Origin of the sequence: Cryobacterium sp. CAN_C2 (assembly GCF_015751745.1) — a bacterium.
GTDB lineage: Bacteria > Actinomycetota > Actinomycetes > Actinomycetales > Microbacteriaceae > Cryobacterium.
On the sequence record NZ_JADOUX010000008.1, the window covers coordinates 109,965 to 128,989 of the forward strand.

The window sequence follows — 19,025 nt, forward strand, 5'->3', positions numbered from 1 at the left end:
CTTCACTAGAGGCTCAGGCCTGCAAGTTTAGAAGTCTGGCCGCTGTACAGCAAAGTTATGTCTCGGTCGGCTGGGGCTCGTGCGCTCGTGCTTCGTGCACGAGGGGCTCGTCCGGGAGCAACGACTCGACGGCCAGCTCCACCCGCTCTTCTCCCACGGCTGCAATGCCACCCAGGATGAGTAGACCACCGAGCAATTGCAGTGGTGTCAGCAACTCGCCGAGCAGCAGCCAGGCAAATAGCGACGCGAAGATCACCTCGAGCAGCCCCAGGAATGACGCCAGTCTCGACCCCAGAGCGCCAGCCGCGGTGATGCCGGCCGCATAGGCGATCGCGGTGCTGATGATTGCGAGCGCCAGCAATGGCACCCACCAGGACACTTGCGCTCCGAGCAACGATAAGTCCGTGAAGGATGCCGTGAACGCCAGCAAACCGGTCGAGCCGAGCAAACCCAGAGCGGCGCCCCCGACCAGCAGTCCGAAAGCCGCGAGCGCAATCGGCGGCAGTCCCTGCGCCGGGCGTGCCGCTACGACAAAGAACACCGCGCAGGCGATAGCGGCGGCAAAGGCGAACACAACACCGACCGGGTCGACCGCTTGAAGCGCTCCGGGACCGATCACGAGCACGAGGCCAGCGACGGCGAGAGTCGAGCCGATCAGAACCGTGCGTCGCGGCATCCGTTTCGTCGTCACCCAGACGAAGGCGACCAGAATCAGCGGGGCAAGAAATTCAATCAAAAGTGCGGTAGAAACCGGAATGGTCTGCAGCGCGGCAAAATACGCCAGCTGCGTGCACGCCACGCCCACCAACCCCATGCCGAGCACCCGCCAGCGGCCCAGCCAGAGCACGGCCCAGCGTCCGCGCAGCGAGATCAGCGCAAGCGGCAGCAAGACAAATCCTGCGGTGAGGGCGCGGGCGGTGACGGCGGCCGTCGGCGACCAGCCGGCCTCCAGCATCGGTTTGACCAGCGCGCCCGAGGTGCCAAATGAGACCGCCGCGATCACGGCTACGACCAGGCCACCCGGCATCGATACCATCTTCATGGTGACCCCTTCGGTTGGGCCTGTGATGGTCTAAACTGGCCTATGCCACTGACAGTACGACCGAACTCGCAAGGAGTCAACTTGCATTTTGCCCCTGACACCGAGGAGGCGCTTGAATTCGTGGTGGCGCTCGGCGATACCGACCCCGGGGCCTCGCGCAGTGGCCGTGACGAACTCGAAACGCTTGCCGACCTCGCGGCACTCCTCGCTCCGATCCCGTTCACTGGACGCATCGATGGCGATGATGCCGAGTTGCGAGACGTGCAGCAGACCCGAGCCCTGCTGCGCCGGGTCTGGACCCTGGGCCGCGACGACGCCGTGGTTGAGGTCAATCGCATATTGCGCGACGCCAAAGCGCTGCCCCAGCTCGCGCGCCACGACGTGTCGGACTGGCATCTGCACGCGACTGTGTCCGAGGCGCCACTCGGCGAGCGCATGCGTGTCGAAGCGGCCCTGGCCTTGATCGACGTGATCCGCAGCGACGAAATGGGGCGCCTGAGAATCTGCGAAGCGAATACCTGCACCGGCCTGGTTCTTGACCTGTCCCGCAACGGGTCCAAGCGTTTCTGCAGTGTGCGCTGTGGCAACCGCGTGAACATGATCGCCTTCCGGGAGCGCCAGTCCGCCGACCGATAACACGGGGCGGTTAGGCTTGAATCTTTCCCCCATTGAGAAAGCGACGATCATGCCTGACCTCACCACTGTCTCACGCACCGATGAAACTCACCTGCGGCACGCGATCGAGGCGGCCCGCGCCTCGCGTGAGGTCGGCAACCATCCCTTCGGAGCGGTTCTCGTGACCGGCGAAGACATCATCATCGAGGGTCAGAACACGGTCGTCACCCTCGGTGACCCCACCGGGCATGCGGAGACCAATCTGGTGCGCATCGCCGCAACACTCCTGGCCCGGGACGCCCTGCATTCGAGCACGCTGTACACCAGCACGGAACCCTGCGCGATGTGTGCCGGAGCGATCTACTGGGCCGGTATCGGTCGCGTCGTCTACGCGCTACCGGAAGAACAGCTTGCCGCGATGGTTCCCCGGCAAGATGGCGAAGCAACCTTGGACCTGCCGTGCCGCGAGGTATTTGCCCGCGGCGGCAACAGTGTCACCGTGGCTGGCCCCGCCCTGCTCGCTGAGGCCGCCGAAGTGCACGCCGGTTTTTGGAACGCCCGCCCGTAACTTACGTCACTTCGCGCACGCGAATGACGACGTTGCCGATCTTCTGACCGACCGCCACATACTCGTACGCCTCGCGAATCTGCTCGAGTGGGTAGCTTCGGTCAATCACCGGCCGAAACTCGCCCGATTCGACCAGACCCTGAAGGAACAGCACGTCAGCTCGCGTGTCCTTGGGAATGGGAAAGAGCACCCGTTTCTTGCGCAGCAGCGGCGTGATCAGCGCCAGCACCGGGTTCTGCCACAGAGCGCCGAGTTCCGAGGAAACATAGATTCCGCCCGGTGAAAGCAGCCGACGGCAGCGACCGAAAGAACTCTTACCGACCGCGTCGAGCACGACGTCGAACGTGTCGTCGAGTGCGGTGAAGTCCTCGTGGGTGTAATCCACGACACGGTCTACGCCGAACGATTCCACCAGTGCGCGGTGCGCGCCGGCGCACACCGCCGTGACGCGAGCCCCGAGGTGCACGAGCAGCTGCACGGCGGCCGAACCGATTGCACCCGTCGCGCCGTTGACCAGAACTCTCTGCCCGACCGTGACCTTTGCCCCGCGGATCATAGCGAGCGCGTAGTGGGCACCCTCCACGATCGGTGCGGCCTCGTCGTACGACAACCGCGGCGGCAGCTCTGCCACCAGGCCCGTTTCGGAAATGGTCAGGTATTGAGCGTGACCACCAAATTTGACGCCGTTATAACCGAAGACACGTTGGCCGACCGTGAAAGAACCAACCCCGGCACCGATATCGGCGACTTCACCGGCGAATTCACAACCCAGAATGGTCGCCCGTGGGGCCAGTAGCCCGCTGAACAGCCGCACCAGGCGCGGCTTGCCGCTCAGAAACCCGCAGTCCGTACGGTTCACCGTGCTGGCGAATACCCGCACGAGCAGCTCGCCGGTTTCGGGCACCGGACGCGACGCATCCTCGACGTGCACAAAGCTCGGTGGTCCGTAGTGGCGGTACACGGCAGCTCTCATGCGGCACAGCGTACGCTTTAAAACAGGCCTTACCCGAGAATGCTCGAGAGCGATGTGAGTGACGCGAAACGATCAGGCCCTCACCACGGTGAGCAGCTTGTCAATCTGCCCCAGTGTCATCGGGTCGCCGTATTTCACGTAGCTGTCTCACGCTGATCACACGACCGCTGCGACAAGCGGAGGCCGTGGGTGGGTCAATCAGTGCCACCCTTGGCTCCTGACAATGCAACTGTAACGGCGTAGCGTTGAGCAAGCGGATGTCACCGTCGACACGTGCCTCGGCACGGGGTTCCCCCCGCCATCCATCACCGGTACTGGAAGAGTTTCTTATGACAACCACCGTTCCCGCCCTCGCCGCCCCCGCGGCCGGCCAGCCTCTCGTACGCTCCACGGTCGAGGTGCGCACTCCCGGCGCCCACGACGTGGCAATCGACATCAAGTTCGCGGGCATCTGCCACTCCGACATCCACCAGGCCCGTGACGAGTGGGCCGTGGGACTGTTCCCAATGGTTCCCGGCCACGAGATTGCCGGCATCGTGTCTGCCGTCGGCAGCGACGTCACCCGTTACCGCGTGGGCGACCGCGTCGGCGTGGGGTGCTTCGTAGACTCCTGCCGTAAGTGCACCAACTGCCTGGCCGGCGAGGAGCAGTACTGCCTGAAGGGCGAGGTCGGCACCTACAACGACCGCTTCTACGACGGTACGGCAACCAATGGTGGCTACAGTACCGCCGTCGTTGTCGACGAGAACTTTGTGCTCGGCATTCCCGAGGGTATCGAACTCTCCGAGGCCGCTCCCCTGCTCTGCGCCGGTATCACCCTCTACTCCCCGCTCAAGAACTGGAAGGCCGGCCCCGGCAAGAAGGTCGCCATCCTCGGCATGGGTGGCCTTGGGCACATGGGCGTGAAGATCGCCCACGCGCTTGGCGCGGAGGTCACCGTGCTCAGCCAGACCCTGAGTAAGCAGGCCGATGGCCTGCGCTTCGGCGCAGACCACTATTACGCCACGAGCGACCCGACCACGTTCACCGAGCTCGAGAACCACTTCGACCTCATCGTGAACACCGTGGCCGCAAACCTCGACATGGAGCGCTACCTGCAGCTGCTCGCACTCGACGGCACGCTCGTTCACGTGGGCATCCCGACCGAGCCCGACCAGATCAAGATGTTCTGGCTCGCCGCCCAGCGTCGCTCCATCGCCGCCTCGAAGATCGGCGGCATCCGCCAGACCCAGGAGATGCTCGACTTCTGTGCCACCCACGGTATCGGCGCCGATATCGAGGTCATCTCCGTCGATCAGGTGAACGAGGCATACGAGCGGGTCATCCGCAGTGACGTGCGCTACCGCTTCGTCATCGACGTCGCCACGTTCGCAAATGAGACCCGCGCCAACGCGTAGGACGCTCTGACGCTCGCGGTCCGCGCCGCAAGTCGATAAAGACCAGGCACGAACCGCCCTGGGTTGCATGAGTCACGGCGAGCCGGAGCGTGGCAACCATGCCTGGACCCTGAACGAGGAGATCAGTCGGCCTTTCATCCGGCGGGCTCTCGAGGCCGGCATCAACTTCTTTGACACGGCCAACATTTACTCGGCCGGCTCCAGCGCGGAGATCCTCGGCCGCGCTCTCCGGGAGTACGCCCACCGTGACGAGGTCGTCGTAGCGACCAAGGTACATGGGTCCGTCGGCGATGGCCCCAACCAGAGCGGCCTCTCACGCAAGGCTGTTCTGCAGGAAATAGACAACAGCCTGCGTCGCCTCGATCTGGATTACGTGGACCTCTACATCGTGCATCGCTTTGACCCGTTCGTGGAGCCCGCTCGTGGAGCCCGCTCGCGCGCGGAAAGCTCACTCGCGACTGGGATGAGACGACCGCTCGCACAGAGACGGACCTGTTTGGACAGACCCTGTACGCGCAGGCGGAGGGCGGCGTCATCCGTCTGATCCGTGCGCCAGGAGGCCAGGATGCGCAGGGCGTCGTTCGAGGCGGACCCCTGTTGAGTGCTGTAGACGAACAGCCGTTGATCGGGTTCGCCGGGCACCGGGAAGGTCTCGTAGTCCACGTCGATGCGACCGACGATCGGGTGCATGAAGCGCTGGAGTCCGAACGTGCACTCCCAGACCCGGTGCTGGCTCCACCAGGCGCGAAATTCGTCGCTCTTCACGGTCAGCTCGTCGATTTGCTCGTTGAGCGCCCGGTCGTTGGCGTGGGTATGCGCGTCGTGGCGCAGCATAGCCGCCACGTCGCAGGCTACGTCCTCCCAGTCCAGGTAGAGGGTGCGCGCCGCCGGGTCGAGGAAGGTCCACCTGGCCAAGCTGCGCTGGAGTCCTGCGCCCTGCGTGAAGTCCTTGAGCAGCAGTTTCGCGAGATCGTTCATGGCGAGCACGTCCATCCCCACGCCGAGTAGGAATGCGGGCTGCGCGGTGAGCGAGTCCATGACGGTGCGCACCGACGGCCGAACGGTGTGCGTGCGCCGTCGCTGCTGCGCGCGCCCACCGGTCGATGCCGACAACAGGGCAAACAAGTAGGCGCGCTCCGACTCATTCAGGTGCAGCACCTCGGCGAGCGCGTTCACCACGGCATCGGATGCCTGCGTCACACGACCCTGCTCCATGCGAGCGTAGTAGTCCACGCTCACCCCGGCGAACGCCGCGACCTCGTCGCGGCGCAGGCCACGCACCCGGCGGGGGGCCGCGTTCGGGTCTACCGGCAGCCCGACCTCCGCCGGCGTCAGCCGGGCCCGCGCTGAGCGTAGAAAATCGGCGAGGGAACCTTTGCCGTCCATGAATCCAGTATCGCTTGCCGACGCGCAGAAGATGCCGTGGATGCTCGTCAGTGGCTTTCCAGCCAAGCTCACGAAGAGCGGCCGAACAGGTTACGACCAGATTCGGGCAACCCGGGAGGTGTTCGCACGGCGTGCGTCAAGTGCCTGTTCCATCGTCACGGCGACAAAGTGTGTTTTCGTACCCGGCGCACAGCGAGCGACCAGATCCATGTCTGCCGATATGACCGTGGCGACCATGGCGTATCCCCCACCCGAGACGGCGTCGCGGTGCAGAATGATCGGCTGGGTGCCGCCGGGAATCTGGATGGAGCCTACGGCGTAACCAGCGTCAACGATATTTGACGGGTCCTGCCCGGCACCAAACGGTTGTTTCCGGACTTTCCACTCCACCCCGGGTCCGCTGTAGCGTAGGCCCATACGATCTGCGACGGGAGTCAACACCCATTCACTGTTGAGCAGACTGTCCAGCCCGCTGGCCGAGAGATTGTGGTCGTAGAGTCCGAGCATGACCCGAATATTCACGTCCTTGGAGTAGACCGGACGATCCTCGGGTGCGATGGAGCGCAGCACGGGTAAACCGTTGTCCGACCCAACACCAATCGGAACCAGATCCGCGCTGGCAAGGGCACGCCCCTCGACTCCGCCGATGGCGCCGATCGGATACGTCGAGCGCGATCCGAGAACCTGGGGTACGTCGATGCCGCCGTACACGGCGATGAAATACTTGGTGCCGCCCTTGATCACACCGAACTTCAATTCGTCTCCGGCCACGAGCGTAATTCTCTCGTATTCGGGCACGATCTCGCCATTGACGAAGACATCAACAGGCGCACCGGTCACGGCGATCACGGCGTCGGCCGTCGTCACGATCTTGGGGCCAATATAGGTGCACTCCAGCACCGCCTCCGCCGCAGTGTTTCCTACTAAGCGGTTGCCCAACGTGGCTGAGTATTGATCCATTGACCCGCCCTGCGGAATGCCAAATCGGTAATAGCCGATCCGTCCCTGGTCCTGCACAGTCGTCGAGAGGCCGGGTTCGAGAATGTTAAATGCCATTGAGTGCCTCCAGAAGTGACAACCTGTAGCCGTCGGGGTCAGCCAAGGCCGCTCCCAGATCGAAAGCGATCGGTGCCTGCCGATAACGGAAGGTTCCTGCGTCTACTTCAGCTCGAATTCGCCGGTACTCGGTTTCATCAATCGGCTTAAATTTGACGATGTCGCCCGGTTTGAAGAAGACCATGAAATCCGCGAAGTCTTCCAGGCCCTGCGACGGATCGAAGATCGGCGCGGCTGCGATACCGAACATTTGATATCCGCCGGCGCCCCGCACGGAATAGATACAGCTGAAGCAGCCGCCATAACCAACGGTCAGTGCGGGCGTATCCGTGCGGGGGCTCAGATACTTGGGTACTTCGAGCTGCTTTTCACGGTCCACGAGCTGAAAGAGAAAGGGCAGACCAGCCACGAAACCGACCATGGAAACCAGCCACGGGGATTCGTGATGTCGGGTGATGAATTCCTCGGAATCGGCCAGACCATTGACCTCGGCCGCATAGTCCAGGTCGTTACCTTCGGGCCGCTGGTGGTATCCCTCACGAAATCGGGCGCCCGTTTCGTTCGTGTAGGGATCGTTGTACCAGACCGGAATCTCGATGATGCGTGTCTCAAGAACCTTGTCGGTTGCTGCCCGTACTTCGTCCTCAAGCATGTGCACAACTCGCTCAAGTTCCTGCCACGCCACGGCATCCGGATCGAAACGCACCAGCAAGGAGGCGTTGGCCGGGCAGATGTCCACGATGCCGACAAGTTCTCGCGCCTCCAAGGCATTCGCAATGCTGTTGGAGATGAAGTTCGCTTCCAGGGACATGCCCTCTGCGATCTCGACGAAGAGAAATTCGTCGCCGCCCCAGGTGTATCGAGCTGTGGTTTGCTGTGTCATTGCGTGTCTCCCAACGAGTCAAGAAAGGATTCGATGTACGTGGTGTGGTGATTGACCTCGGCAAAGTCCTGGAGGGTGACGAGGGAGGTGAGCAGACCAATGGTCGTCCGGACCCCCTCAATGTGGGCTTCACGGAGGGCCCGCTCCGATCGTGCAATGGCGAGTTCACGCGTTGGCGCCCACACGATGATCTTGCCCAGCAGGGAGTCGTAGAACGGTGCGACGGTCTTGCCCGCGATAAAGCCGAAATCGGATCGGACGCCGGCGCCCCCGGGCAGGTTCATGGTCTTGATCGTGCCCGGGCTGGGCATGAATTTGTTGTCTGGGTCTTCGGCATTGATGCGAAATTCGAGAGCGTGCCCAGAAAACTGGATGTCGTCCTGAGTGATGGAGAGTTTCTCCCCCACGGCAATGCGCAACTGCTCGCGTACCAGATCCATACCCGTGATCGCCTCGGTAATGGTGTGTTCCACCTGAATCCGGGTGTTCATCTCGATAAAAGCAACCTCATGGCTGGTCGGGTCGTACAAAAACTCCACGGTGCCAACTCCGACATAGTGGGCCTGGCGCGCCAGTTGCACCGAGGATTCGCGCATTCGTTCCCGCACTGCCTCCGGAAGGTCCGGAGCCGGAGCTTCCTCAAGGATCTTCTGTTGGCGACGTTGCATTGAGCAGTCTCGATCCCCCAGGTGGAGGTATGTTTCTCCGTCGCAGAGAATCTGCACCTCCACGTGGCGAGCCTTCGTCACGAACTTCTCGAAGTAGACGTCGGAGGAATTGAAGGCGCCCAGCGCCTCAGCCTGGGCAATCTCAACGGTGCCACGCAGCTGAGCCGGCTCTTCGACCAAACGGATGCCTCGCCCGCCACCCCCGGCGGATGCCTTGACTACCAGTGGAAATCCGATCTCGGCGGCGATCGCGTCAATATCATCGCCCTCTTGAAGCGCACACTCGGTGCCGGGGAGCGTGGGCACACCGGCATCGATCGCCGCCCGGCGGGCTCGTGACTTGTCCCCCATGAGCTCGATCGATTCCGGCGAGGGCCCAACCCAGGTCAACCCGGCACCAATCACTTTGCGCGCAAATTCGGCGTTTTCCGATAAAAACCCGTAGCCAGGGTGCACGGCGTCAGCCCCGCTATCGAGGGCGGCCTTCAGAACGGCTTCGTGGTTAAGATAACTGAGTCCGGCCGGGGCCGGACCGACAACGATGACCTCATCAGCGAGGTCCGCAGCGAAGGACGACTTGTCGGCTTCGCTGACGACCGCCACGGTCACGATGCCCATTTCTCGAGCAGTGCGAATGATTCGAACGGCAATTTCGCCGCGGTTAGCTATGAGCAATTTCTGCATTGAGTCTTCCAGTGAGTCGAGTGAAACGTTGGAAAGGCATGGGGCGGCAGGTAGGTACCTGCTGCAGATCAGGACGTGATCGCGATGACATCACCGGGATTGACAACACCAAAGTCTTCGATTTCAAATTTGTCCAACACGCCGTCGAATTCTGCGCGCACCTCACTGAACTGCTTCATGATCTCGACGAGGCCAATGGTCTGCCCGGCCGACACACTGTCGCCTTCGTTGACATACGGCTCTTTGCCCGGGCCAGGCTTGCGGTAGAAGATGCCGGGAAGGGGGGAAATAATCTGGTGGCTCATAAGTTCACTTTCGTCGGGCTCGTCGGCGTGAGTGCACGCCTCTCGAGCGAGTGCTGCGGTGTCGCGATTACCGGCCGAGGGCTCCACCAACGGCGAGGGCTACTGCGGGAGAGTTTGGCGCGTCTGAGTGCACGCAGATGCTGCCGAAGGGAATTTCAAGAACGGTGCCATCGGTTGCGAGAACGGTGCCGTCCTGCAGCACTCGGCGCACACGTTCCGCCGCCTCGTTCGGGTTGGTCTCTTCGGGACGCCGCAGAATGATCAGGCCGCCCTGGGCGTTGTAGTCGAGATCCACATACAACTCTCCAACGAACTCAACGCCATTGCGCTCGGCAACAGATTGATGGGCGCTCCCGGCTATTCCAAAAAGGGGAACGCCATAGAATTTGGCAACATTAACGGCGCCCTGCATCAGCGCCTCATCGCGCGCCAACATTCCAAAAAGGGAACCGTGCGGTTTGATGTGGTTCAAAGGCAGGTCGTATTTGCCAAGAAAGCCAACGAGCGCTGCCACCTGGTAAAGAATGATTGACTCCACCTCAGCCGGCGTGAGTTTCATCTCACGACGACCGAACCCAACCAAATCGGGCAGCCCCGGATGCGCCCCGACGAGCACACCGTGCTCCTTGGCGAGCGCAACGGTCGCATCCATGGCATCGGGATCTCCGGAATGAAAGCCGCACGCAACGTTTGCGACGTCGACCAGCTTCATCAGAGCCTCGTCATTGCCGAAGCTGTGAATCCCGAAGGATTCGCCCATGTCGGAATTAATGGTGATGTTCGAGTTGATATGCACGTCGTCCATGACTCCACGCTACGGTGCCGCCGCGTCGCGGCCCAGTAGGCAGTTGCCCTAAACTTGCAAAAAACTTTGTGCAAAATACCAAAGGAACGAGATTTTTGGATGCGCGTGGTCGATTTACTCCTGGAACGTTCCCTGCAACTCTTGCTGCAGACACCGTCATCGGAAGCACGCTTGGCGACCGAGTTGAGCGGATGTGCTCCCACGGAACTGATGGACCCGACCCCATTTCTTGATCCTCATTCCCTCCTGCTGACCAGCGGAATTGGAATGAATTTCTCCGATGAACGCACCTGGGATGCTTTCGTGGAACGACTGATCGACGTGCCCGTCTCAGCGATTGTTTTCGCAACCGGTATGGCCCATCGCGCACTTCCGCCCGGTCTGATCGCGGCCTGCACCGAGCGCGATGTTCCCTTGCTGGAAGTGCCCGCAGCTGTTCCCCCGCTTCAGGTGAACCGCTATATCGAGAGCGTCATGCACGCCGAGCGCCTTGCTGTGGTGAACCGCGGCTGGAGATTGGCAGACGAATGCGCCCGCCTGGCGAACCAGGACGCCGAGGTCGTCACCCTGCTCGCGACCGTTTACAGCGTCATCCAGTCGCCGTTGGCCGTATACGACGCCTACGGCACGGTTATAGCGCAGTATCCCGCCTTGGCCACCTGGACGTCGGGAGCGAGAACAAAACCGCAGGCGGGTGTGCTCAGTATTCCCCTCCCGATGGGTCTCAACAATCCGTGCCGTCTGGCGATCAGGGAAACGGACAGCGGTAGTCCCCTCGCCTCCCTTCTCGGCCCTGTCGCCTCCATCATCGCCTTGCAGCTCAATCGGTCCGTCCTCGTGGATGCCAGTCGCCAGCAGGAGATCAAGAGTTTTGTGCTCGCCTGTGAGTCGTGGGAAGAGGCGACCCACCTCGATGTGCGTAAAGCCTTTCAGGACATTGGGCTGGATCCCCGGGTCGAGACATCCGTTCTGGTCGCTGATATGGGCGGGGAATTTGCGTCGACGTCCTGGCAACTGCGCGTGGCGCTCCACGAGATGTTCCACACCGTGCGGGTCACCGAGTTCGGGGACCGACTGGTGGCCTTCGCCCAGAATCCGCGCGATGACTTTGAGGCCGTCGCCAACCGGCTGTTGCGCATCCATGATCGGCAACCACTGGTACTCAAGCGCGCGATGCTCAGCCTGTTCGAGTTGCGACTTTCCGTCGTGCACTCGCTGCAGCTGGTGCAGCGCATAGACCGACCCCAGCTCGCTCCCGAACTGGGACTCAGCGCCGTGGTCACCGCCACGGCCGGGCGAGGTGCGAAGGAATCCGCACGCAAGTTGCTGGCCCCGCTTGTGGATCAAGACACGAAACGCGCCGGTCCGCTGCTGGAGACGCTGCGCACGTATCTCGACAATGACGCACAGCCATCGAAGACCTGTGGCGCCCTGTTCATTCACCGCAATTCGCTCAACTATCGACTGCGCAAGATTGAAACGCTTCTGCAACTCAACCTCAATTCGGTTGAGGGACAGGCAACGTGCCTCTTCGCGCTTCGCCTCATTGACCTCGGCGATAAGTAGCAGAAACCGAACGGCGTAGACGGCTGATGCGACGACAGCCGTGAGGATGGGGCCCCACGTAGCGCCAACCCCGGCAAGATCCGCGTTGAACAAACCCAGCTGCAGCATGACGATGCCGGTGAGTGTTGCGACGATCCAGGCGATCAGTCCCGAGTTATTGAACCTGCGGTAGTGCACATCGGCCAGCATCCCGTGCTCGTGACTCTGCCCTCGCGTAATCAGAATGTGTGTAACGGCGATGGCAACCCACGCTGTGACCCGGACGCCCTGCCAAGCCAATGCAAGCAGAATGTACTTCACGATCGGCAGGAGCATCAGGAGGAAGATGATCACGGACGATGTCAGCACCCACACCAGATTAGGAAGCTTGACGCGGAATACCCGTTCGCCGAATGACTTGAGGTTTGCCGCTCCCAGGTAGTAGTGGGCCGTGTTGATACGGGTCTGGGAAACGAAGACCACGATGGGGTACCACATCCACATCTCACCGCCAAAGGTAACCTGGAAGGCGTAGGCGACAATCGAACCTTCGAAGACGGCGTAGTGGATGGCGTATTTCGACAGGACGCGGTTGATCAGCCCGGAGGCCACGATGGTGAGCGCCAGTCCGATCAGCGCATCCACCGTGCCGTAGGCCAGGGCCAGCGCCGCACCGATATAGACAAAAAACATGGCGCGTGCGACGCCGTACCACGCCATCGAGAGCGATCCCTTGGTCATCTGGTCTTCGTCGTTGCCCTCGCGGTAGAGGGCATCGGTAGCCTCAACGGTCGTGTTGCTGCCGGTCAGATTCACATGCACTCTGTACCTCCATTAGGGCCGATGACGCCCGGCAAAATGTTTCGTGATGGGTGGTGCACTACAGGTTTTCAGGTGCAACGGCGGCCGGAATGTTGCAGTCGTCAATGAACAGAAGACCATTGGCTGAAATGGACTTGTGCAAGTAGGTGAACGAGCTGTGGATCCTGGCCAGTAGGCCGATGCAAGATAGATCGATCAGGCCCGGTACAGATGCACACGCAATTCCTCGCCCGTGGCGGGCTGAAATCGGCGCAAGTCAGGCCGAAACGACCGGCCAGTGCGATGAGGAACGACGCTCCATCAGGGCGCGGTGCTCCAGGGTAGTCGTGGCAAAAAGCTCACCGGTGCCCCAGTCAAGAATGACGCCGTAGCGGCGGATGACCTCAAGCAGGTCGATGTCACCGCTCACGAAGCGGGCAGAGACGGGCGTGGGATCTTCTGTGAGTCACCCGAGACGGTGGGCTGCGATGTCGAGTCGCAGTGCCACACTCGCCACCTCGTGAACCTCGTGAACCTCGTAAGCATCCAGGTCGGGTTCGATTGCGGTAATGACCACGCCGTGGTTTTAGCGGCCCGCTCGATGGCGACGTAGCCGTCGATGACGTCGTCGAGCACGTCAAGGTACGTGCACTCAAGGGGTTCACCGTGACCGCCGCCGGCGGACGGCCGCGCGAAGGAGTCGCCCGATTGAACCGGAACCGACGAGAAGTTGGAACCGAGAAAGCGTTCACCTTCGGTGCCCGTGTTCAACCAGACTCCGTGCGGAATCGACGGAAGACCACCGCGATGCCCCAAGTGATGGAACGTGCACGATCACAGCAGGAGCTCATGACCGCGTTCTGCGCATCCGTGAACATACCACCCATCTCGATACCCACTCCGCCCCGAAAACGCCCTGGCACGCCAGAATCAATACCGATCTGATGCATCGACGTCAACATCGGTGAGAGGCGTTCCTGGCCGTCCACGGGTTGAACGGCCAGTCCGGCACCGAAGACGGGAGCCGTGGCTCCACGGCCGTCCTTACCGCCGACGAGTAGGTATTCCCGGTTGAAGCCGCAGGCCATAGCGCGTTCCGGCATGATCTTCGACCAGATCTCAAAGATGCCGTTCATGAGCTTCCCCTAGGGGCCGGAGCAGAATCCGGTCACGGCGTTTGGCCAGCAGGCATTGACCACAGTGCCCTCCGGGCCGATGTCGGCGGTGACGGCCGTATAGAAACCGGAGTTGAGTGGGACATCTGGAGAGAACGTCTTTGTACCGGCGTAGATCGCCGAGAAGGTGGTTCCGTAACCGGAGTTCAGGAACGTCGCCACCACCGGGGCTGATCCGGCCAAGTGATAATGGATGCCGCTGTCATCAATGGTCAGCTTGATCTTGATCGGCATGAGGCCTTCGGCTTTGCCCGGGTCATTGTCCATGTAGTCGGTTGTTTCCCGCACACCGTGCGGACGTCCCTCCAACCGACGCCGAACACCGCTCAGCGGCCGCGCAGCAGAAAGCATCCACCCACGATACGTCCGCCGGCGAGGCCGCTTACAGCTTCACCGGCCTCCTCAACCACCTCGCCACGCAAACCCGCAACGACCTCCGATACGGCGCTGACGAGACCACTCCCACCATCCCGACCCTCGCCCTGCCGACCCCGATTCAACGCCGCGCGTTCGAACTCATCGGCGCCACCATCCCCCTCACCCTGAAGTAGACAGAAGCACCCATACACCAATCAATAAAACCCCTGACCAAACCGCAATAAACACATCAACCCAACACGTAACTTCGGGCTGAACACCGCATCGAGGACTTACTGCAGGAGACGGCGCTGAATGGTCAGGGCTTGCTGCTCGATGAGAACGGAGGGGGGTCACGAACGATGGCGAGCATTCACGCCCTCGTCGCCAACTCGGCCGTTCTGGCCGCTTGGCTCACCCTGGCCGGAGCCGAACTCGTCGTCGGCACCTCGGAACCGTTCAGCGAACTGGCCAGTACCCCCCTGGCATTCCGCGAGGCCGAGACGGCGCTCGAGATAGCGCGCCGCCGCACGACACAAGCGGGCAGTCACCCCGGAGCGCAGCGCACGGTGTGGTGCGATTGGACGAGGTCGACCTCGCCAGCTGGCTACTGGCACGACGCGAGGCACCTCAGCTCGAAGACAAATTGCGCAAATTTGTCGCTACCCTCAACCCGGATAGAGACTTGATTGAAACCCTGATCGTGTACCTGGCCCTGGATCAGGACGTCGAAAGAAGTGCACGGCATATATATGTTCATACCGACACCGTTCGGTACCGGCTGCGCACCTGCGAAGAGTTACTGGGAACATCGATTGGCAACACAGCCACGATCGCCAACCTTTATCTCGCATTTGTGGATGATGTGCTGGCGCTGCAAGATCGCATTGCAGATCAAGCCCAGTACGTGCGGGCGTCAGGTGAGTTTTTCAACCTCAACGAATTCGATTGTGCGCGCGCCACGATTCTCGACGGTGTGTTCGGCGCCGGAAGGCCGCGTGTAGCTCTGGCCGTTTTGAATTTCAGCGACGATTTCTGAGCCGTCGGCGCTGATGACGTGCATGGTTTCGCTGACGAGAGGCACGACCGCATAGTCATATTCATGAACGTGCATGGGAATAGCGTCCCCGGGTTCAATCGTCCACTTGGTCACGCGAAAAATACCATTGTCGATTTGCGTCTCGCCGGTGGCCATTGTTTTCCTTTGCTCGGTGCGCACTAGTACACCGATCATAGTTACCGGTGACGGGGAAGATCGGGCGGCGCCGCAGCGGATGGTCGACCGAACGTTGTCTAGTCCAGGCCCAGGTAGGCCTCGATGACCCTCTCGTCGGCGAGCAATTCGTGTGCCGGTCCGGAATGGGTAATTTCCCCGGTCTCGAGCACGTAGCCGAAATCGGCTGCCGCGAGAGCACGCCGGGCATTCTGCTCGACGAGCACCACCGTGGTGCCGGTCAGCCGGATCTCCTCGATCACCGCGAACACCTCATCCACGATCAACGGCGCGAGCCCCATCGATGGTTCGTCGAGCAGTAAGATCTCCGGCTCGGCTATGAGCGCGCGGGCGATCGAGAGCATCTGCTGCTCGCCGCCGGAGAGGGCACCGGCCTGGAGCTTGCGCCGTTCAAACAGCACTGGGAACCGCTCATACACACCGGCCACATTCCGGTGCAGGGTGCTGCCGCGGTGCCAGCCACCGAGACTCAGGTTCTCGGCCACCGTCAAGGTGCCGAGAACCTCGCGCCCCTCCGGAACCTGAACAAGCCCGGCCTTGACCAGACGGTGGGCGGGCCACTTGGTGATGTCCTGGCCCTTGAACCGGATGACACCCCGGCGCGCGCGCAGAAGACCAGACACGGCGTTCAGCACGGAGGTCTTGCCGGCGCCGTTGGCCCCGACCAATGTGACCAGGGCGCCCGCCGCCACGTCGAAAGAGACGTTGCGCACGGCCTCGACGCGACCGTAGTTGACCTGCAGGCCTTCGACACTCAGGATCGGATCACTCATCGGTTGTCCTCCAGGTCCGTTGCGCCACTCTCGTTCGTCGAACCGCCAGGGGCTGCGTCGGGATGACCCCGGTCCTGGTCCCGCACCGATTGTGCGGTGACCCGGGCGAGGTCTTCGGCGGCCAATACCGCCGCCGCGTCGGCGTCCGCGTCGGAGCCGCTGGAACCGAGGTAGGCCTCCAACACCCGCGGGTCCCTGGCGATGTCGGCAGGTATGCCGGAGGCGATGACCTCACCGAAGTTCAACACCATGATTCGGTCGCAGGTCGCCAGCATCATCCGCACATTGTGCTCGATCACCAGCACAGCGATTCCATCGGCGGCCAGCGACCGGATCAACTCAGCCAACCGGCCGGCCTCGACGTGGTTCATGCCGGCCGCCGGCTCGTCCAGAACCAGCAGGGACGGATGCGACGCAAGCGCACGGGCTATCTCCAGCCGTCGCTGGTCGCCGTAGGAGAGGTCACCCGCGGCATTGGCGGCCTTGTCGCCGAGCCCCACGCGGATCAACTGAGCGGACGCCATGGCGACGGCCTCGCGCTCCCACTTCCGTGCCGACGGGAGGAATAGCAGGCGCCGGAGCAGTGTGTCCCGCGTGATGCGGTACCCGCCGACGAGCACGTTCTCGAGAGCAGAGAGCCGGTTGAAGAGCTTGATCTGCTGAAAGGTGCGGGCGACCCCGGCTTGAGCCAGGCGGTGAGCCTTCGTGCTGTCGGTGAGGGACACACCCAACACCGTGCCGCTGCCGGTGCTCGGAGCCGTCAAGGCGGTCACCATATTGACGAGGGTGGTCTTGCCTGCGCCGTTGGGGCCAATCAGGCCGAGGACCTCCCCCGCTGCCACGGTGAGGTCGACCGAGCGTACCGCGTGCACCCCGCCGTAGGACTTGCCGAGCCCCTGCAGGCGCACGAGCTCGGTGCCGGGTGCGGGCAGGTCCGGCAGGTCCGGCCGTGCAGCCGGATCGATGATGAGGCGTTTGGCGGATTTTCTCCGCGGGATGAGTCCGGACAGTCCTCCCGGCAGGAAGAGGATCACGACCAGGAGCAGCACTCCGGAGATCGTCGGGCGGATCCAGCCGGCGTCGACGCCGAGCACGCGCTGCAGTTCGGGGAGCACGGAGAGGAACACGGAGCCCAGCACCGGGCCGACGAAGAGAGTCACCCCGCCGACGACCGCCGTGACCAGGCCGTCGACGGCCGCGGTGAAGGAGAACTCGTTGGGATCGGCGAACCGAGAGAAGTAGGCCAGCAGCACGCCGTAGAGACCGGCAACGGCACCCGCAATGACGAAGGAGGCCATGCGGTATCGGGGAACGTCGATGCCCATGGTGGTGGCGGCCAGTTCGTCTTCGCGGATCGCCGCAAAAGCCCGCCCCATGCGGGAGCCGGAGAGACGCCAGAACCAGAAGGCCACCACCGCCAGGGCGATCCAGGCTATTTCGATGCCGACGAGCTTGGGGAAGCTCATCCCCTGCGCGCCGTTTGTCCAGGATTGGTTGATCAGAAAGATCCGCACCATTTCGCCGAAGGCGAGGGTGGCGATGGCCAGAAAGACCCCCCGCAGGCGGATGACCGGCAGCCCCAGGATGAAGGCCGCGATGATGCCGACGCACATGCCGAAGACGATGCCGACGGCCAACGGTGGGATGAAGCCGAACAGCGGCTCGGCCGGCACCACGAGGGAGGAGGTGAAGGCCGCCAGGGACGCCAGCCCAAGCTGGGCCAGGCTCAGCTGCCCGGCGATCAACACGGCGTAGAAGCTGAAGGCGAGGATCGCCGTTAGCGCGACCAGAGTGATGAGTGAGCTGTATTCCACAAGCACGGTCAGACCTCCCGCGTCTTGCGTGCGCCGAAGAGTCCCTGGGGCCGAAGGATCAGGATCAGAAATAGGAGCCCGAACGCCACCATGTCCCGCCACGAGCTCCCGATGTAATTCACGGCCAGAACCTCGGCCACGCCGAGGATGAGACCGCCGATCAGGGCGCCGGGCAGGGAACCCATCCCCCCGACGACGATCACGGCAAGGGCCTTCAGTTCCACGGCGTGACCGATTCCGAGTGAGGCGGCGTTGACGTTGAGCGTGAACAGCACGCCGGCCACCGCGCCCAGCGCCGACGAGAGGGCGAAGGTCGTGCTGCTGATCCGGCCGACGTTCAATCCCAGCACCGCGGCGGCATGCGGGTTTTCGGCGATGGTGCGCATACCGCGACCCAGCTTGGATTTGGCCACCAGCCAGGTCAGCACGATCATCAGCGAGACGCTGATAACCAGAATGACGACCTGCAGGAGCGAGACGGTGGCGCCGAGAATCTCCACTCTCGCCTGTGGAAAAGCATCAGCGGGGAATCGCCGAGTGTCGGCGCCGTACATCGCCTGCATCAACGACAGGATGATTGCCCCGAGTGCGATCGAGGAGATCAATCCCGCAAAGTGGGCGTCGTGCCGTCCGGCGAGCGGCCGGAACGCGATGCGTTCGATCAGGATGCCCAGCACCGCACCGAGGATCAGCACCAAGGGGATCAGCAACCAGATCGGCACGCCCAGCCGAGTCACGATCTCGATCCCCACCAGGGCACCAGCCGTGAATACCGCGGCGTGGGCCAGGTTCAGCCTGTCGAGGATACCGAACACCAGGGTGAAGCCGATGGCGAACAGCGCGTAGATGGAACCGAGAAAGATCCCGTCCAGAAAGAGTTGCATTGGTGACGTCCCTGTTTTTGGCCGTGTACCGCCCGGGGCGGCACACGGCCTGTGCGTAAT

Annotated in this window: 20 protein-coding genes and 2 pseudogenes; 7 read left to right on the forward strand and 15 right to left on the reverse strand. The window is 62.4% G+C overall.

Annotated elements, in window-relative coordinates:
* Positions 1 to 55 precede the first annotated feature (55 nt).
* The gene (locus IWX77_RS08565) at positions 56 to 1,042 is read right to left on the reverse strand and encodes an EamA family transporter (protein WP_196844092.1); all 987 of its coding nucleotides are present in this window, start codon (positions 1,040 to 1,042) and stop codon (positions 56 to 58) included.
* An 81-nt stretch (positions 1,043 to 1,123) separates the two neighbouring features.
* On the opposite strand from IWX77_RS08565, the gene IWX77_RS08570 reads away from it, so the two are divergent.
* Together IWX77_RS08570 and IWX77_RS08575 are read left to right on the forward strand one after the other, a co-directional pair.
* Positions 1,124 to 1,678, forward strand: coding sequence for a CGNR zinc finger domain-containing protein (locus tag IWX77_RS08570; RefSeq protein WP_196844093.1), 555 nt, complete (start codon positions 1,124 to 1,126; stop codon positions 1,676 to 1,678).
* Between the two features lie 49 nt (positions 1,679 to 1,727).
* Entirely contained in the window at positions 1,728 to 2,225 is a 498-nt protein-coding gene (locus tag IWX77_RS08575) for a nucleoside deaminase (RefSeq protein WP_196844094.1), read from the forward strand.
* 1 nt (position 2,226) lies between these two features.
* Here the strand turns inward: IWX77_RS08575 and IWX77_RS08580 are convergent, their stop codons facing one another.
* The gene (locus tag IWX77_RS08580; RefSeq protein WP_196844095.1) at positions 2,227 to 3,198 is read right to left on the reverse strand and encodes an NAD(P)-dependent alcohol dehydrogenase; all 972 of its coding nucleotides are present in this window, start codon (positions 3,196 to 3,198) and stop codon (positions 2,227 to 2,229) included.
* A 329-nt stretch (positions 3,199 to 3,527) separates the two neighbouring features.
* Here IWX77_RS08580 and IWX77_RS08585 point away from each other — a divergent pair, with 329 nt between their 5' ends.
* Both IWX77_RS08585 and IWX77_RS17430 read left to right on the forward strand, forming a co-directional pair.
* Complete coding sequence (locus tag IWX77_RS08585; protein ID WP_196844096.1) at positions 3,528 to 4,595, forward strand: NAD(P)-dependent alcohol dehydrogenase; 1,068 nt, start codon at positions 3,528 to 3,530, stop codon at positions 4,593 to 4,595.
* 67 nt (positions 4,596 to 4,662) lie between these two features.
* Positions 4,663 to 4,947: pseudogene (locus IWX77_RS17430) on the forward strand (aldo/keto reductase); the annotation flags it as partial.
* A gap of 29 nt (positions 4,948 to 4,976) precedes the next feature.
* Here the strand turns inward: IWX77_RS17430 and IWX77_RS17090 are convergent.
* The 6 genes from IWX77_RS17090 to pxpA all read right to left on the reverse strand — a co-directional run bounded on the left by IWX77_RS17090 (position 4,977) and on the right by pxpA (position 10,382).
* Positions 4,977 to 5,981, reverse strand: coding sequence for a helix-turn-helix transcriptional regulator (locus IWX77_RS17090; protein WP_442784450.1), 1,005 nt, complete (start codon positions 5,979 to 5,981; stop codon positions 4,977 to 4,979).
* Positions 5,982 to 6,071: 90 nt separating this feature from the next.
* Positions 6,072 to 7,037, reverse strand: a complete 966-nt coding sequence (locus IWX77_RS08600; protein ID WP_196844097.1) for a biotin-dependent carboxyltransferase family protein — start codon at positions 7,035 to 7,037, stop codon at positions 6,072 to 6,074.
* Positions 7,027 to 7,920 carry a 5-oxoprolinase subunit B family protein gene (locus tag IWX77_RS08605; protein WP_196844098.1) on the reverse strand — a complete coding sequence of 298 codons (894 nt, stop codon included), beginning with the start codon at positions 7,918 to 7,920 and terminating at the stop codon, positions 7,027 to 7,029. Before IWX77_RS08605 ends, IWX77_RS08600 begins: the two co-directional genes overlap by 11 nt.
* Positions 7,917 to 9,272: an acetyl-CoA carboxylase biotin carboxylase subunit gene (locus IWX77_RS08610; RefSeq protein WP_196844099.1), complete on the reverse strand. Its 1,356-nt coding sequence runs from the start codon at positions 9,270 to 9,272 to the stop codon at positions 7,917 to 7,919. Before IWX77_RS08610 ends, IWX77_RS08605 begins: the two co-directional genes overlap by 4 nt.
* Before the next feature lie 68 nt (positions 9,273 to 9,340).
* Positions 9,341 to 9,577 carry an acetyl-CoA carboxylase gene (locus IWX77_RS08615; RefSeq protein WP_196844100.1) on the reverse strand — a complete coding sequence of 79 codons (237 nt, stop codon included), beginning with the start codon at positions 9,575 to 9,577 and terminating at the stop codon, positions 9,341 to 9,343.
* Positions 9,578 to 9,644: 67 nt separating this feature from the next.
* On the reverse strand, positions 9,645 to 10,382 hold the full coding sequence (pxpA, locus tag IWX77_RS08620; RefSeq protein ID WP_196844101.1) for a 5-oxoprolinase subunit PxpA: 738 nt from the start codon (positions 10,380 to 10,382) through the stop codon (positions 9,645 to 9,647).
* Between the two features lie 210 nt (positions 10,383 to 10,592).
* On the opposite strand from pxpA, the gene IWX77_RS17435 reads away from it, so the two are divergent.
* Positions 10,593 to 11,948, forward strand: a complete 1,356-nt coding sequence (locus IWX77_RS17435) for a helix-turn-helix domain-containing protein (protein WP_366145589.1) — start codon at positions 10,593 to 10,595, stop codon at positions 11,946 to 11,948.
* A gap of 1,057 nt (positions 11,949 to 13,005) precedes the next feature.
* Here IWX77_RS17435 and IWX77_RS17100 read toward each other — a convergent pair.
* From IWX77_RS17100 to IWX77_RS17110, 3 genes are all read right to left on the reverse strand, one after another.
* Positions 13,006 to 13,158, reverse strand: a complete 153-nt coding sequence (locus IWX77_RS17100) for a hypothetical protein (protein ID WP_327012137.1) — start codon at positions 13,156 to 13,158, stop codon at positions 13,006 to 13,008.
* 337 nt (positions 13,159 to 13,495) lie between these two features.
* Positions 13,496 to 13,864, reverse strand: coding sequence for a hydantoinase B/oxoprolinase family protein (locus IWX77_RS17105; protein ID WP_327012136.1), 369 nt, complete (start codon positions 13,862 to 13,864; stop codon positions 13,496 to 13,498).
* 9 nt (positions 13,865 to 13,873) lie between these two features.
* Positions 13,874 to 14,170 carry a hydantoinase B/oxoprolinase family protein gene (locus IWX77_RS17110; protein WP_327012135.1) on the reverse strand — a complete coding sequence of 99 codons (297 nt, stop codon included), beginning with the start codon at positions 14,168 to 14,170 and terminating at the stop codon, positions 13,874 to 13,876.
* A gap of 8 nt (positions 14,171 to 14,178) precedes the next feature.
* Between IWX77_RS17110 and IWX77_RS08640 the strand changes: the two genes are divergently transcribed.
* Both IWX77_RS08640 and IWX77_RS08645 read left to right on the forward strand, forming a co-directional pair.
* Positions 14,179 to 14,454: a hypothetical protein gene (locus tag IWX77_RS08640; RefSeq protein WP_196844137.1), complete on the forward strand. Its 276-nt coding sequence runs from the start codon at positions 14,179 to 14,181 to the stop codon at positions 14,452 to 14,454.
* Between the two features lie 380 nt (positions 14,455 to 14,834).
* Entirely contained in the window at positions 14,835 to 15,299 is a 465-nt protein-coding gene (locus tag IWX77_RS08645) for a helix-turn-helix domain-containing protein (RefSeq protein WP_334353655.1), read from the forward strand.
* Here the strand turns inward: IWX77_RS08645 and IWX77_RS17115 are convergent.
* The 4 genes and pseudogenes from IWX77_RS17115 to IWX77_RS08660 form a co-directional block, all read right to left on the reverse strand.
* Positions 15,252 to 15,494: pseudogene (locus IWX77_RS17115) on the reverse strand (hypothetical protein); the annotation flags it as partial. The gene IWX77_RS08645 and the pseudogene IWX77_RS17115 overlap by 48 nt on opposite strands.
* Before the next feature lie 59 nt (positions 15,495 to 15,553).
* Positions 15,554 to 16,267, reverse strand: coding sequence for an ABC transporter ATP-binding protein (locus IWX77_RS08650; RefSeq protein ID WP_196844103.1), 714 nt, complete (start codon positions 16,265 to 16,267; stop codon positions 15,554 to 15,556).
* Positions 16,264 to 18,087 (reverse strand): branched-chain amino acid ABC transporter ATP-binding protein/permease, encoded by a 1,824-nt coding sequence (locus IWX77_RS08655; protein ID WP_196844104.1) that lies wholly within the window; start codon positions 18,085 to 18,087, stop codon positions 16,264 to 16,266. Before IWX77_RS08655 ends, IWX77_RS08650 begins: the two co-directional genes overlap by 4 nt.
* Before the next feature lie 2 nt (positions 18,088 to 18,089).
* Positions 18,090 to 18,965, reverse strand: coding sequence for a branched-chain amino acid ABC transporter permease (locus tag IWX77_RS08660; protein ID WP_196844105.1), 876 nt, complete (start codon positions 18,963 to 18,965; stop codon positions 18,090 to 18,092).
* Positions 18,966 to 19,025: the final 60 nt, after the last annotated feature.